The 14,336-nt window shown below is 41.2% G+C and carries 14 protein-coding genes; 4 read left to right on the top strand and 10 right to left on the bottom strand.

Annotated features, from left to right (window positions below; all coding sequences use genetic code 11):
* Both BMX50_RS24020 and BMX50_RS24015 read right to left on the bottom strand, forming a co-directional pair.
* Window positions 1-1,647 carry a sensor histidine kinase gene (locus BMX50_RS24020; RefSeq protein ID WP_091215503.1) on the bottom strand — a complete coding sequence of 549 codons (1,647 nt, stop codon included), beginning with the start codon at window positions 1,645-1,647 and terminating at the stop codon, window positions 1-3.
* 6 nt (window positions 1,648-1,653) lie between these two features.
* Entirely contained in the window at window positions 1,654-3,516 is a 1,863-nt protein-coding gene (locus BMX50_RS24015; protein ID WP_167668094.1) for a S9 family peptidase, read from the bottom strand.
* Between the two features lie 185 nt (window positions 3,517-3,701).
* Here BMX50_RS24015 and BMX50_RS24010 point away from each other — a divergent pair, with 185 nt between their 5' ends.
* On the top strand, window positions 3,702-5,510 hold the full coding sequence (locus BMX50_RS24010; RefSeq protein WP_091215494.1) for a tetratricopeptide repeat protein: 1,809 nt from the start codon (window positions 3,702-3,704) through the stop codon (window positions 5,508-5,510).
* A 131-nt stretch (window positions 5,511-5,641) separates the two neighbouring features.
* Entirely contained in the window at window positions 5,642-5,944 is a 303-nt protein-coding gene (locus BMX50_RS24005; protein WP_091215491.1) for a DUF4286 family protein, read from the top strand.
* Between the two features lie 151 nt (window positions 5,945-6,095).
* Here BMX50_RS24005 and BMX50_RS24000 read toward each other — a convergent pair whose 3' ends face one another.
* From BMX50_RS24000 to BMX50_RS23975, 6 genes are all read right to left on the bottom strand, one after another.
* A complete protein-coding gene (locus BMX50_RS24000) occupies window positions 6,096-7,067 on the bottom strand; it encodes a hypothetical protein (protein ID WP_091215487.1) in 972 nt (323 codons plus the stop codon).
* Window positions 7,068-7,072: 5 nt separating this feature from the next.
* Window positions 7,073-7,561: a molybdopterin-dependent oxidoreductase gene (locus BMX50_RS23995; RefSeq protein ID WP_091215482.1), complete on the bottom strand. Its 489-nt coding sequence runs from the start codon at window positions 7,559-7,561 to the stop codon at window positions 7,073-7,075.
* Between the two features lie 11 nt (window positions 7,562-7,572).
* On the bottom strand, window positions 7,573-8,715 hold the full coding sequence (locus BMX50_RS23990; protein WP_244281089.1) for a cytochrome-c peroxidase: 1,143 nt from the start codon (window positions 8,713-8,715) through the stop codon (window positions 7,573-7,575).
* A gap of 141 nt (window positions 8,716-8,856) precedes the next feature.
* A complete protein-coding gene (locus tag BMX50_RS23985) occupies window positions 8,857-10,863 on the bottom strand; it encodes a TonB-dependent receptor plug domain-containing protein (protein WP_091215477.1) in 2,007 nt (668 codons plus the stop codon).
* Window positions 10,864-10,980: 117 nt separating this feature from the next.
* Window positions 10,981-11,316, bottom strand: coding sequence for a winged helix-turn-helix domain-containing protein (locus tag BMX50_RS23980; RefSeq protein ID WP_091215473.1), 336 nt, complete (start codon window positions 11,314-11,316; stop codon window positions 10,981-10,983).
* Window positions 11,317-11,352: 36 nt separating this feature from the next.
* Window positions 11,353-11,865, bottom strand: a complete 513-nt coding sequence (locus BMX50_RS23975) for a YdeI/OmpD-associated family protein (RefSeq protein WP_091215469.1) — start codon at window positions 11,863-11,865, stop codon at window positions 11,353-11,355.
* A gap of 173 nt (window positions 11,866-12,038) precedes the next feature.
* Between BMX50_RS23975 and BMX50_RS23970 the strand changes: the two genes are divergently transcribed.
* Complete coding sequence (locus BMX50_RS23970; RefSeq protein ID WP_167668092.1) at window positions 12,039-12,467, top strand: nuclear transport factor 2 family protein; 429 nt, start codon at window positions 12,039-12,041, stop codon at window positions 12,465-12,467.
* A gap of 69 nt (window positions 12,468-12,536) precedes the next feature.
* On the opposite strand, the gene BMX50_RS23965 is transcribed toward BMX50_RS23970, so the two are convergent.
* A complete protein-coding gene (locus tag BMX50_RS23965; protein ID WP_091215462.1) occupies window positions 12,537-13,196 on the bottom strand; it encodes a GDSL-type esterase/lipase family protein in 660 nt (219 codons plus the stop codon).
* Window positions 13,196-13,687, bottom strand: coding sequence for a cytidine deaminase (locus BMX50_RS23960; RefSeq protein ID WP_091215458.1), 492 nt, complete (start codon window positions 13,685-13,687; stop codon window positions 13,196-13,198). The genes BMX50_RS23965 and BMX50_RS23960 overlap by 1 nt, the downstream gene beginning before the upstream one ends.
* A 153-nt stretch (window positions 13,688-13,840) precedes the next feature.
* Between BMX50_RS23960 and BMX50_RS23955 the strand changes: the two genes are divergently transcribed.
* Window positions 13,841-14,260 carry a DUF4019 domain-containing protein gene (locus BMX50_RS23955; RefSeq protein WP_167668090.1) on the top strand — a complete coding sequence of 140 codons (420 nt, stop codon included), beginning with the start codon at window positions 13,841-13,843 and terminating at the stop codon, window positions 14,258-14,260.
* The last annotated feature ends 76 nt before the right edge of the window (window positions 14,261-14,336 follow it).

Raw genomic sequence — 14,336 nt, 5'->3', positions numbered from 1 at the left:
TTAATTTTCGTATGGAAGCGTAACTATAAATTCCGAACCTTCGTTAACCTTACTGTAAACAGTGATATCACCGTTCATAAAATTAACCAGTTCTTTACAAAATGCCAAACCCAGGCCAACGCTCCCGTTTTGGTTATATTGATTCTCTATCCTGTAAAACTTTTTAAAAACGTTATTCAATTCATTTTTTGGTATCCCTATCCCCTTATCAGCAAACGAAAACACAATATTGCGCCTTTCATGCGAAATGCTGATAAACAATTCTTTTTGTTGAGGGTGCGAATATTTATAGGCATTTTCGATAAGATTCTGGAAAACACTCCCTAATAATACCGGATCGGTATAAAAAGTTTCAACGCCGTTGATTTTAAATTTAATTTTAAAATCGGCATATTTAATTTTAAAGGTATCAATATACCGGCTAATAAAATTCTCTATATCAATCTCTTCCTCTTTTAAAGTAATGGATTTATTTTCAATCTGCGTAAAGGAAAGCAGCTTGTTCATGAGCTCGTTCAGCTTATCAGCTTCTTCATCAAGTATTTTACCATAATGGCGGCGCTGCCTTTCGGTAAGCTCGCCATCACCGCGTAAGTTAGAACCCGCTATTTTGATTACACTTACAGGCGTTTTAAACTCATGGGTAAAGTTGTTGATAAAATCATACTGAAGCTTAAAAAGCTTCATATTCACGTTCAGGTTGCGGTAAATCAACCAGCCTATCAGCATTAAAAACAACGTCATCAACAATACAATAGCCCCGATAGGCATAAAACGGCGATTAATTTCGGCGGTTAAATACCCCTGTGCCGAACTGAAGAATAACTTATAATCAGAAAAAGCTCCGGGAAATGACACCTCCGTAATCAGCTTATCACCCTCGCTATCGATAGGGTCATAAACAACGGGCGTTATCGAAACACTTTCATAAAGTTCGGGGTGTGTATTTTTCACCTTCATCAGATAAGGGTCAAGGTAAAAGGTCATCATATTTTGTTTGTATGAAGCCCCTTTACTGTTACCCTGCATTTGCATATCGCGATAAATGCGTACGTCTTCGCGGCGCAGGATATTGGTATAACTTATCTTATCAGGCTTAACATCCCAAAAAGCCTTAAACAGCTCACCCTGGCTTGATACCCGTGATGTATCCGAAAAGGCCACATAATTACTTAGCTTAATGGCCATCTCCCTGAAATCGTCTTCATTGGCAGTTCGCCGCTGCTCTGCTCCGTAAACCTTATTGTTAACATGCCAGTACTGATAAACAGCCTTAGCCGCTATGTTTAAATTATTCTTGCGTACAGTCATGTTTGTTGTACCACCAATGAGGGCGTCATAAAAAATAACCCGGCGTACAAAGCTATAGTCATGAAAAACAGAGGCAGCATATTTACCTGCCGATGCCGAGTCGAGGAAACCCTGGTATGAGGTAATCTCAGGAATTTTATTCTGAAAAAACTCGTTGTAAGGTTTAATGGTTTGCTCCAGTACTTCAATCTTTTTTGAAGAAAATTCGTTCTCAACGTACTTGGCGGTAAGGTTATAAGATATAAACAAGGCAACCACAAAAGTTATGGATATGAACACCAGGAAAATGGTGATCAGCGTAAAGTTTTGCCGGTAAGCGTTTTTCTGTACTGCCATGTCGGCTTATGGTTTAACCCGCATATTCTTATCCAAAAACTTCTCTATTTCGGCATACATTTCCATACGGTTATGCTCGCTTCTGAAATATGCACGTTCATTGGGTTTTAAAAAGTATTTCACATCAACGTTCCGTTTACGAAGCTCGCGCACAAATTGGTTAAGCTCACTGATATTGGCCCGCTGATCTTTAGCACCCTGGAATATGATTAAAGGTACCTTAATTTTATCGGTATGAAAAACAGGAGAAATTGCCCTTAACTGGTCGGCATCTGTTTCCGGGTTACCAACCATTTCGTAAGTCATTTTTAAATAGGGCTTAACAAACGGCGGTGCATCTTTGATATAGGTAAAAAAGTTGATCAACCCATATTGTACTACAGCGCAACTGTATAGTTCCGGATGGAATGACACCCCGTAAAGTGCCGAAAAGCCGCCAAAACGACCGCCAAAAATGGCAATCTTTTTAGGGTTTGCAACTTTTGTATCAATAAGCCAGTGCACCCCATCGGTAATATCATCCTGAATTTTACCGCCTACCTGTTTGTATCCAGCGCTTCGGAACGCCTTACCATAGCCAGTTGAACCGCGGTAATTAACCTGGAACACGGCATAACCTCGATTAGCCAAAAACTGCACCTGATCGTCATATCCCCAGGTATCGCGCCCCCAGGGGCCGTCATGAGGCATAACTACTACCGGGTAATTTTCACTTTTATCGCCCCGGGGCAGCGTTAAATAACCATTGATCAGTAAGCCATCACGTGCATGGTATGATATAGGTTTCATGGCACATAACTCGGCCGGTACAAGGCTTGAGTTGATATCGCTTAGCTTGGTTAGCTTGCCACTGTTTTTTTCAAAAAGATAATATGAACCGGGATTTCGATCGGTATATGTGTTGAGGATAAATTTATTCTCAGAGCTGTCGCGATCAACCACCCTAACCTCATTGCCTTTAAGCTGTTGCTGAATAGTTTGGTACATCTGCTCAACATCAGGCGCCAGAAAATGCTTACGCGGCATTGATTCGTCCCAGCCGGTAAATTCTATCCGGTGTTTATTTTTCGAATACTCAAAACTGGTGATATCCGCTTTGCTGCAACTAAAAATCGTCCTTTCTTCCTTGCCATCCTCTGCATTGATCTCAACCAGGGCCATCTTATCGCGGTTTACGTTGGATAACGCATAGAAATAATTTTTAACGCCTGTAAAAGCTATAGGCTTTACGGCATTCTTAAAGTTGTTTTCGATAATGGGCTTAAAAGGTTTATCCTCATCCGGGCGAAATAAGATGGTTTCATTCACCCCGTCTGACGCCCTTTCCAACCTGATCCGGCCATCGGCATCCGCAAACCATTCGGTAATATTACCCGGGTTAAGCAGGTAAGTCTTCATTTCGCCGGTTTTTACGTTAAGGCGATAAACATCAAAATTACCCGGATCGCGCTCATTGGTTTTAATGGTAATGATATCCGGTTGCTGCCGGTTACGGTTAACCAGGCCTATCCTTACGTTACCCAGTGATAATATAATGCGACTTTTATTGGTAGCCACATCAAAGGCATACATCTTCACCGAATCGGTAGCAATAAGATCCTGCGAAAAAACAAGCTGATTATTATAAGTCCAGAAATAGTCGCCCCTGATGGAGTAATCTTCAAATTGGGTAACCATGCGCTCCTTGCCATCGGCTAATGACTGTATAAATATGTTTTGCTTATCCTTAAATGGCTTAAGGTATGATACATATTTACCATCGGGCGAAATGCGGTAAAAACTCCTTTCGGGTGTTTTAAAAAAGTCAATAATAGGTATTTGCCTTACCTTATTCCTGTTGCAGGAAAAGAAAGCAATGATGCAACTCACAATAAGAAAAAATCTGACCCGGCCCAGCATAGTTACAAGTATCCTATTTTATTAATTGAGTCAAATTAGATAAATAAGTTCGATGTTATCAAGATGTCACTATAATTTTACCCTGATATGCCGTTATATAAATAATACAGACAAACCAGCTTAATCAATCCTATTAATTGATTATTTTTGAACAGATGAGGGCTTTATATACCGTTATTATTTTTGTTTTTTGCTTTAGCACCCAATTGTTTGCGCAGGACAATGAACTGCTGCTGGCCAAGCAATACAACGCAAATGGCGAACCGCAAAAAGCGCTCGAAATTTACCAAAAACTCTATAAGCAAAACAACGAAAATTACTACAGCGTGTATGTAAATACGCTGCTCAATCTTAAGAAGTTTGATGAAGCTGAAAACATTACCAAAAAGCTGATCCGCCGCCATCCTGACGACCACCAGTATGCCATCATGATGGGCAACATCTATACGCAGGAAGGCAACATGAACAAGGCTGATGCTATTTACGACGATCTGATCAAAAGTCTCCCAGCCGATCAGGGCGAGATATCCGCACTCGCATCACAATTTTACCAGAGCGCAAATATTGACTATGCCATCAAAATTTTTCAGCAAGGGCGTAAGCTGCTTAAAAACGACAATGCATTTACTTACGAGCTCATCAATCTTTACCGTTTTAAGCGCGACAAAGTATCACTTACCGATGAGTACCTGAACTTTTTACCTCAAAACCCCAATTTTATAAACCAGGCCGAAAATGCGTTTTCAAATGTATATGAAGGTAGTGCTGATTATGATATGCTTAAAACTGCATTGTTGAGGCGCATTCAGAAAGATCCGCAGCAAACCATTTATGCCGATCTGCTTACCTGGCAGTACCTGCAGCAAAAAGAGTTTGACCTCGCCCTTAACCAGGCACTGGCCTTAAGCCGCAGGCAAAATGACGATGGCAACAGCATTTATGATCTATGCCGGACTTTTATTACCAACGAAGCTTATGACGAAGCTATCCGCGGGTACGAGTATATTATCAGCAAAGGGAAAACAACACCACTGTACATCCCCGCAAAAATTGAGCTTATCAATACCAAAAACCTGAAAGTAACTTCGGGCAAATACCTGCCGGAAGATTTGCTTGGGCTTGAAAAAGATTATAATGATTTGCTCACCGAGTTTGGCCGCAACAGCAGTACGGCATTTGCCATGCAAAAACTGGCCAACCTGCAGGCCTTTAAACTGCACAAATTAAAAGATGCCCAAAAACTATTGGAGGATGCTATCAAACTCAGCGATATTAAGCCCACCCTCCTGGCCGATTGCAAGCTTGACTTAGGAGATATTTACCTGCTAAATAACCAGCCTTGGGAAGCAACACTGCTTTACAGCCAGGTTGAAAAAGATTTTCCGGCCACGGCCATAGGGCAGGATGCGGTATTCAGAAATGCAAAAATGGCTTATTACACCGGCGATTTTACGTGGGCAAAAGGGCAATTGGATGTGCTAAAAGTTGCTACATCGCAGTTAATAGCCAACGATGCACTTAACCTGCTGCTGCTGATACAGGATAATCTTGCCGCAGATAGTAGCGGGGCTGCACTCAAAATGTACGCCCGTGCCGATTTACAGATCTTTGCTCAAAATCCCGAAAAAGCAGTAATGATATTAGACAGTATCGGCAAAAAGTTCCCGAATAATGCTTTAGATGATGATATCATGATGTCGAAATCGCGAATTCTGATACAGCAAAAAGATTACGCTGGTGCAGTGTCTCTCTTAAAGAAAATTGTTGAAGAGCACCCAGCAGACTTATGGGCCGACGATGCCGTATTTATGTTAGGCGATATTTACGAAAACAGGCTTAACGATAAAACCACCGCCAAAACCTATTACCAGAAAATTATAACCGATTACCCCGGAAGCCTCTGGATCAACGAAGCCCGCAAACGTTTCAGGCTGTTAAGAGGCGATAAACCGGATGCGTCTTAAATATGGTGAGTGGTTGATTGGGTTAAGTAGTGAGTGGTTTTCTAATTGCTTCTGTTATGAGTCTGCCAACCACTCACCTAATCAACCACTCACTGAATCAACCATTCAACTTAAATAACTAATTTTACAACATGATTGTATACAACGACACCATAATAATTGATGAAACCATTCATGACGAATGGCTTAACTATATCAAAACCATTCATATCCCGGCCATCATGGCTACCGGGCATTTCATCTCGTACCGGATCCTTACTGTTATTGATTCGCCTAACGAAGGAGTTACCTACTGCATTCAATACAATGCGGACAGTATTGAGCACTTTCAGCAGTTTTATATGAACCACCTGCATAAATTTCAGGCCACTCACCAGGAAAAATTCAACGAAAAGTTTGTGATGTTCAATACCCTGATGGAAGAGGTGGAATAACTTAATTGTGCCAGAGATGCAGTAAGCGCCGAAAGTTGTGTACCTCTGGCATACTAAAGCTTCATTTATTCTATTTTCTACAAACCTTTAGCACCTCTGGTGCTGCAATCTTTCAATCTCTTAACTTAAAGACATTTTCTATTATATCAAATTATGGCGTAAGTATTTCAATGCTCTCGCCATTAGCTATCGCGAGCTGTTTGGTTTGGGAATTAAATACAATTTGCGCCAACTCCTCTTTATTAACAATACTTGAACGCTGTCCGCCACTATTAACCGATTCTGCTTTTTCTAAAACTTCGCCTGTATTGATATTAATGATCTTGGGAAATTTAAACGTATCCCAGGCAAGCTCACCATTAATCGAAAACAGGTTTCCAAACTCGGCGCCAACCTTTACGGGTACAGAAATCTGATTAGTTGTAAGATCCCAAATGGCGATATGTTTTTCGGGAAAATATGTCCACCCATTATTGAAAATCTCATCAGACGATCCGATTAAAACCTTTGTATCATTAATGAAACTTGCTGTACATACTTCAGCTGTCACTTTAGGAAACAAGGCCGAATTATCTAAAAGCACCGGATTATTAATGCAATCTTTTATTTTAAAAACTTCAATATGGTCGCAAGGGTGCCAATGCCAGCCTTTACTCATTAAATATTTCCCGGATGGACTTACTTCCAATCTTGAGTGAAAAAAATCTGATGGGTTACGCCCTGAAACATCGGTTATAATTTCCCCTGTTTCTGCATTCTCGAAATCGAGCCGACAATATTCAGAAGGGCAATGAACCAGATAGGTTATCCCTTCTATTGTTATAAATGTTGCAGGATACTCATAAACATCAGCACAATAATATGAACGGTTAATCTCTCTTAACAACTCCCCGTTTTTAAGGAGCAGCCCTTTTGTGCCAAGCTTTTGATAAATGAAAGCATACTCGCCCGATTCCGACGTTATAGCTCCATTGAAGCTATAGATATAAGACCTCTGACTATGCTGTATTTGCCTACCGTCCATGGTATATTCACGTGCGGCGTCCGCCCAATCAATGAGACTGTCATTTAACCACGATATGGTTTTCAGAAAATCAGAAGTATTAATGGTTTTATGTTCCATTTAACCTACTTCGCAAACATCACTTTCATAGCCGTAACCTGTTTTATACAGCGTGCTGGCTTCTTTTCATCCTGAACAATAATACGGAACGGCCCATCTGCCGGGGCTAAAGGCTGGCCATCAATTTTATCAGCAAGAATAATAGTACGATCGGTGAAACCTTTGTCCAGCTCGGCAAGAGCAAAAAGCACCTGGTAACCGTCGCTGGCTTCCACCAAAAGAAATTTGGCCAGGTTTTCGCCGCGCAATTCAGAGCCCAGGGTAACACCGGCTTTTGTCAAAATGTCGGATACTATTACGCCTGAGTAGGTATGGTCTTTCCCATCGCGATCTTTACGGATAACTGTAGTTTGTTTATATTGCTGCAGGTCGGCACTGCCAATGGTGAGCGGGCTTGTCACCTCTCCGCTTACTTTTACTACTGCTTCTTTTGTTTGGGCACGGGTTCCAAAACCAGCTATCAGTAACAGCAATATCAGGGTATATTTTTTCATGGGTATGAAGTTTAATTTTTTGTTGATCGATGAGGGTCTGCAAAGCGCTTATCCGTTATAAAGGTAGAATCGGTAAGCATATTCAAAAAGGCTATCAGCTGTTTTTTTTCTTTAGGCTGTAATTTTAACGATTTCCCGCCTACCTCGTTTGATTCGCCCTGCAAAAAAGCACTTAATGACACCGATTGCTTAATATGTTCGCTATAATGATCTACAACTTCATCGAGTGTTTTAAAACGACCGTCGTGCATATATGGCGCGGTTAACGCTATGTTGCGAAGGGTGGGCACTTTAAATCGGCCCCTGTCGGTAACCAAGCCGGTAAATGCGGCCATGCCTTCATCTTTTGAAATGCTATCCAACCCATTATTATGAAAAAGTTCCAGGTAAGTTTTTGGTCCGCCATGACAATGGGTGCAATTAGCACCGCGAATCCCTTTTTCCGGATCGGCGCCGCGGTTAAAAAGCTCCATTCCTTTAAGTTCATCATCAGTAGGTTGATAAACATTGCGCAAATATTGGTCATAGCGTGAATTAGCGGAGATCAGCGTCCGTTCAAATTGTGCTATCGCCTTTGCTATCCGCTCACCGGTTATGGTACTATCACCATAAACAATTTTAAACAGGCCAGGGTACACTTTGGTGTTGCTTAACTTTTGCACCGATACTTCTATGGGTTGTCCCATTTCGTGTGGATTGGTCAGCGGGAAAGCAACCTGACCTTCCAGGCTTGCAGCCCGCCCATCCCAAAAGAATTTACGTGCCCACAACAAGTTGGCCAGCGACATGGAATTACGTGTTGCCAACCCATTATTAACGCCAATACTTAAAGCCTTACCATCGGTAAATGCCTTCGACTGCTGATGGCAGCTGCCGCATGAAATGGTATTGGTTGCAGATAGCTTAGGTTCATAAAAAAGCAATCGACCTAAATAAACACCTTGCTGGGTGGTAGGATTATTGGCAGGCACATTGATCCGGTTACCAAAATTGGCAGGGTAATTAAATACATAATCGCCCATGGGTACTGTCGGCTCCGTACCCGTGTAGGCCGTTAAACCGGCAACAACAAGCAACAGGCAAAGTATAAGGCAAACTTTGCCCTTGCGCAGAGAAAGTGGTAATTTATAGTTTGCCTGTCGGTTATCCTTCACGTTGATTCTTACAAACCGTCATTGCGAGGAACGAAGCAATCGCGAACTATACAGAGCGGCTCTGCTAATCGGGGATTGCTTTGTTCCTCGCAATGACGTGTGGTTATTGACGCCGGTTACTATTATAGTTCTTCTTTAAAATTAATAGTTAAAAATCACGTTAGCAAAGTAATTCCGGCCCATTTCGGGGTAGCCTTCAACCAGCGTATAATTCCTGTCGAAAAGGTTGTTAACGCCTCCTTCAATAGCGAAACCTTTAACCAAGGTGATATGTGCTTTTACATTGGTCAGGTAAAATGCTCCTGATATTGTACCGTAGCTGGTGCTATACCTTTTTGAGTTATACTCTTCAGATGCCAGAAAATACAATTTGGCAAGCGGCGAATATTGCAACGATGCAAACACTTTATTTTTAGGGACATCAGTAAAATGAATCTGCGGAGCTGAAAGGTTGTTACGTACTATTAAAGTATAGTTAGCGTCAACCCTCAACTGCGGAATGATCGGGTAACCAACTGCAAACTCGGCACCATAGTATTCTGCGCGACCAACATTTTGCACCTGCGACTGGTTAGTTTTGGTTACCGGATCAACAGCCACATTATTTACTGTTTGAATGCTATTATTGATCTTGCTGTAAAAGCCCGACGCCTGTATCGAAAGCTTGCCGCCAATAAGCGAGTGATAGCTCAGATCGTAGTTCAACGCGTCTTCAGCTTTCAGATCGGGATTAGGGATTGCGGTGCCAAATTTGTAAGAGTAACGGTCTTTAATGGTAGCAAAGCGAGTTTTGCGGGCTACCGAGAAACTTAGTGAATTGGCATTATCAACATCATATTGAATTAAGCCCTGTACATTCCAGGCACCATTGCTATTGGCCGGCAAATCGCTTATAGTACTGTTGGTATATTGCTGGGCTTGTGTGCTGCGCCTGTCATTATAAGCAACACCGGCGTTTACTTTCAATGCTGATGTTATGTGGTAGGTATCTTCAGCACCAATATAAAAGTTATTATCGGCATCGCGGCGGGTTGGCTCACCTATGTTATGCTCGCGGTGCACATCCTGTTTAAAATGAGCTGCTATGCTGAAGTTATTATTTTTCAGATCGGTATTCTCAAAGGTTAAGTTACCCCCTAAAGTATAATCGTCATAAATGCTTCTGAAGGCATAAGGTTTGGTAATGGTATTGTATGATGCATTGTCGTAACTGTCAATCTCGTTTTTAAACTGATCATAGTACCAGCGGCTTTTGATCACGTTGGTGCTATTGAGTTTATTATTACTCAACAAATACAGGCCACGGGTATCCCAGTTTGGCCATTTCCAATAACGTGGGCTTTTAAATAACGAGTTTTGTGTATCATCACCGGCATAAACGGGTGTGCCTTTGGTGCCATGATGATAGGTATAACCTACAGCGTATTCCTGCGATGCTGTTGGAGTAAAACCAATTTTGCCGCTCAGGTCAACGTCATTACTGTATGAGTTATCGCGATGCCCCCCGTCTTCATTTTTTACGGGCGTAAATTTTGAAGAAAGCGGAAAATAGTCACGTTTTAATTGCGAAGCCGAAACCTGGTAATAAAACTTACCAAAGGTACCGCCGATATTGGTATTAAGCCTGTAGGCACCGCTCAGGTAACCGGCAACGGCATTCAATTCAAATGGCTTGGCAGGTTTACGGCTGATCAGGTTGATAGCACCACCCTCGGCATTTGGCCCAAACAATACCGATGAATATCCTTTTGATACAATGATTTCTGATAAATTAAAGGTATTGTAGCGGGCCAGGTCAACATAACCGTCGTAAGGCACATAAAGCGGCACACCATCAAGGTAAACCGGCACCTGCCTGATATCAAAACCACGAACATTAATGGCCGACTCATTTCTTGGCCCTACGGCAGTAAGGATAACGCCCGGCAGCAGGTTAAGTGCATGCGAAACATCATACCGGTTATACAAATTAAGGGTGTGGATATTGAGCTTGCTTGATCTTACGCTGTCTTTTAGGCCAACGATATTAACCTGCCCAAGATTAAAAACACGTTTGCTTGTATCTGTTGTTTGCCCAATAGCCTTACCGTAACAAAACACGATTAAAGCAACAAAAAGTAGCGTTAAAATAGGTAATTGTTTTCTCATATTATGACTTTCGTTATATTTTTAAAAGTATAACGCAAAAATGCAGAATAGAATTGATAATTTACTCAACAAGCAGCATGAATTTTTAGTTTTTTGATAACAAAAACATAAAAACTTTTACTTTTTGCTATTTTCCTCTAAAAAATGAAAGAATTTTTGTTGCAAATCTTTAAACTGAGATATAATCTCTTGTCCAAATGGTGTAAGCAAGGCTACTCCACCACCTTTTCCTCCTCTTTTTGAAATTACCAGTGGCTGTTTAAAACCATCGTTCATGTGGTTCACCAAGTCCCAGGCCTGTTTGTATGACATTTTCATTTGCAATGCAGCCTGCCTGATAGAGCCAGAGGCATGAATGCGTTCAAGCAGCTCAACCCGACCATGACCCAGCACTTTATCGTCATCTATTTCTATCCAGATGCGGCCATTGAGTTTAAACAAGGGAGTTTCCATTAATTACGTTGATTATCAAATTTACTAATGCCTACGTTACTCGCGCGCCTTTTTTTGAGCCCGCAGCATTTGCCCGTAATCCATACGGCGCGCCATGGCGTTAACGGTTTGAGCTATGCGGTTAGCGCGGGTAACTTCAGTTTTAGCGCTCTCTATCCATTTAATAAAATATCCGCGGTGACTTTCGGCAAGGCTATTGAAAAAATCACCGCCCTCGGGTTCATATTCCAAACACTCCAGTAAATCGTCCGGAACAATGTACTTAAAATCATCGTCGGGTTCAAGGCGTACGCGAAGCATGGCCCCGCGATGTTTATGGATAGCTTTACAGATTTCCCGCCGCAAGGCCATAATAAAATTTCCTTCGCCCATTGGCATCAGTGCCATGCCCCGCACCTCCAATTCATCCAGTTTACCTTTTACGCGAAATGATTTTTTATTTCCGGGCTTCATTTCCTGCGCCACATCGGCCGGAATTTCAATGTAGGTCCACCCGGTTTTTTCACCCTGTTCGGCAAACTGTAATATAATGGTATTAAAATCAACCATAAGTATTATTTAACGGCATATTGTTATCATGATCTCTAAAAAATATGCGAAAATGTTAAATGTTTGTTAAATCGTCATATTTAATTGTACAGGCTGTAACGTAATGCATAGTAGCGATGTCTTATGAGTATAAAAACAATTTAAAAGTTAAAAACCTAAAAAACAACAACAATATGAAAACCTTAAAATCAATCATGCTTGGCTTAGCCTTATTAATAATAGGCACCGCAGCAAAAGCAACAAATAAAATAGAAGGCGATAATTTAACCAAAAACTACGCCATCAACACTTATATAGATGCCATGACCCGCGGCAAAATACAAGGCTTTAGTGATGTAGTAGACCAGTCGGCAAAATTCAGCATGTTACGTGGTACTAAAGTATTAAGTTTTAGCAAAACTGAAGTAGTTGACTTATTAAAAGCCAACAAAAATACCGAGCAGGATTGCACTACCAGCACTTCAATTGTTGAAAGCAATAATGACCTGGCCGTGGTGAAAGTTGATATGAAATACAGCACTTTTACCCGCAGCAACTATGTAACCGTTACCAACACTGGCAGCGGCTGGAAAATCACAAACGTGTACAGCGTTTTTAAATAAGTAAGTTTTAGTTTAGTGTTTAATATGTAAGTAGGTAAAGGCCCCGTTGGTGCGGGGCCTTTTTTATTTTTATTTCACCAACGGGTCAAGTACCTTTTGCCATTTGTCATAACCTTTGCTGTTTAAATGCAGATAGTCGTCATTAAACAAACTTGAATCGGGTTGGGTAGTACCCGGCTTGTAAATAGACGGTACAAGGTCAACATAGTAACTTTTTGGTTTTCCTTTAAGATAACTTTTCACCAGCTCATTGGCAGCGAAAACAACATCATAATATTTTGCACGCACCGGGCTTGGCTTTATCGACATAAAATACACCTCGGCATTGGGTAATTTCTGATGAATTAGTTCCCAAAGTTTTGCAAATGAAGAAGCAACAGCCTGGGCAGATTTACCTGCTGAAATATCATTCTCGCCCGCATAAATAAAAATTTTGCGCGGCTTGTACGGGAACAGGATATAAGGGGTGTAATAATCAGCAACCTGCCATAGTTCGCAGCCGCCTACTCCCCTCCTGATAATTGGCTTACCTGCATAGCGCTGCTCCAGATCTGTCCACTTGCGGATAGATGAACTGCCGATAAATAAAATACCACCCGGTTTCGGGAAGCTTAAACTATCCTGGTGTTTAAACGCCCTGATCTCATTATCAAACGGAAAACCCTGCTGAGCCGATACACCGGCACTGAATGCAAGACCGATGAAGAGTAAAAAAAATTTTAGTTTCATTACGGAGTAGCTATACGTTCTTCAAAAAATAAAAATGGCAATTGGTTTTCAATGCCCTTGATAATCCATACCGGGCCATCTTCGGCGTGCAATATAATTTTTATTGGTTGATTTTGCTGCTTTTCGCATTCAGCCAACACCTGCAAACATGATCCGCATGAGGTAATGGGCTTTAAAATAGGAAAATCATCCGAATGAGCAGTAACTGCCATTGCTTCAATAGGGTCATCGGGATGGTTGGCGCCCCAGTTAAACAGCGCTACCCGTTCGGCACATAAGCCTGATGGGTATGCTACGTTTTCCTGGTTACTACCGTGTAAAATTTTACCGCTTTGTAAAAGAAGCGCCGCCCCTACACGGAACTTTGAATATGGAGAGTGTGAGTTTTTTAACGCCTTTTGAGCTTCGAGGCAAAGCTGCCTGTCGGCTTTATCAAGATCGGCCAGCGACTCATATTCGTCAAAGGCTATTTTAATTTCGTGACTTATCATATAAACTTGCCCTTTAAAAAACAGGGGGAAACAAGATAAGGAAATTTAAACAGGATTAAAAGTTTAGAAAGATTTATTTACATTTATTCCATTATCTAAACTCACTCACGCATGCAATTTATTAAATCACTTAAATTTCGTTGCTTAATTTTATTGACAACTGTCATTACTTTAAATGGATGCAGCTTTAACAACACCTATATAAACAGAGAAGAAGATAAAAAGGATGGTGAAAAAGTAACGAATAAACTTTTTGAGCTTATAAAAGCTAAAAAGTACAACGACACCTTTAAACTTTACAGCAATCAGTTTTGGGCGGTTACAACAAAGGATAAATTACTTGAATTATACACCGCAGCAGAAAACAAACTTGGCGACCTTGACTCAACAACGGTAAACAAATGGGAAACACGCAGGGTTGTGGGGACTAACCCATCTGCAGAATATGTTTTTGCATACAACACCAAGCACAGCAAATACAAGGCGGTTGAATCAATCAGGTTGGTAAAAGAAAAGGATGGCTCTATTAAAATCCTTGCCTATAATATCAACTCAGAGGGCTTCTTTAAATAGAAGATACAGATCTGCGCTCCAAAATTTAGAGGATTACATAAAATAGATTCATGTAATCCTCCAATCAAGCAAATCA

This window comes from Mucilaginibacter gossypiicola, from assembly GCF_900110105.1.
In the GTDB taxonomy this organism is placed as follows: domain Bacteria; phylum Bacteroidota; class Bacteroidia; order Sphingobacteriales; family Sphingobacteriaceae; genus Mucilaginibacter; species Mucilaginibacter gossypiicola.
This window is presented reverse-complemented; position numbering and strand designations above follow the sequence as displayed.

Excerpts from the sequence above, each read along its gene's own strand:
- BMX50_RS24020 (WP_091215503.1), bottom strand. The coding sequence starts at position 1,647 with ATGGCAGTACAGAAAAACGCTTACCGGCAAAACTTTACGCTGATCACC.
- BMX50_RS24010 (WP_091215494.1), top strand. The coding sequence starts at position 3,702 with ATGAGGGCTTTATATACCGTTATTATTTTTGTTTTTTGCTTTAGCACC.
- BMX50_RS24005 (WP_091215491.1), top strand. The coding sequence starts at position 5,642 with ATGATTGTATACAACGACACCATAATAATTGATGAAACCATTCATGAC.
- BMX50_RS24000 (WP_091215487.1), bottom strand. The coding sequence starts at position 7,067 with ATGGAACATAAAACCATTAATACTTCTGATTTTCTGAAAACCATATCG.
- BMX50_RS23995 (WP_091215482.1), bottom strand. The coding sequence starts at position 7,561 with ATGAAAAAATATACCCTGATATTGCTGTTACTGATAGCTGGTTTTGGA.
- BMX50_RS23985 (WP_091215477.1), bottom strand. The coding sequence starts at position 10,863 with ATGAGAAAACAATTACCTATTTTAACGCTACTTTTTGTTGCTTTAATC.
- BMX50_RS23980 (WP_091215473.1), bottom strand. The coding sequence starts at position 11,316 with ATGGAAACTCCCTTGTTTAAACTCAATGGCCGCATCTGGATAGAAATA.
- BMX50_RS23975 (WP_091215469.1), bottom strand. The coding sequence starts at position 11,865 with ATGGTTGATTTTAATACCATTATATTACAGTTTGCCGAACAGGGTGAA.
- BMX50_RS23970 (WP_167668092.1), top strand. The coding sequence starts at position 12,039 with ATGAAAACCTTAAAATCAATCATGCTTGGCTTAGCCTTATTAATAATA.
- BMX50_RS23965 (WP_091215462.1), bottom strand. The coding sequence starts at position 13,196 with ATGAAACTAAAATTTTTTTTACTCTTCATCGGTCTTGCATTCAGTGCC.
- BMX50_RS23960 (WP_091215458.1), bottom strand. The coding sequence starts at position 13,687 with ATGATAAGTCACGAAATTAAAATAGCCTTTGACGAATATGAGTCGCTG.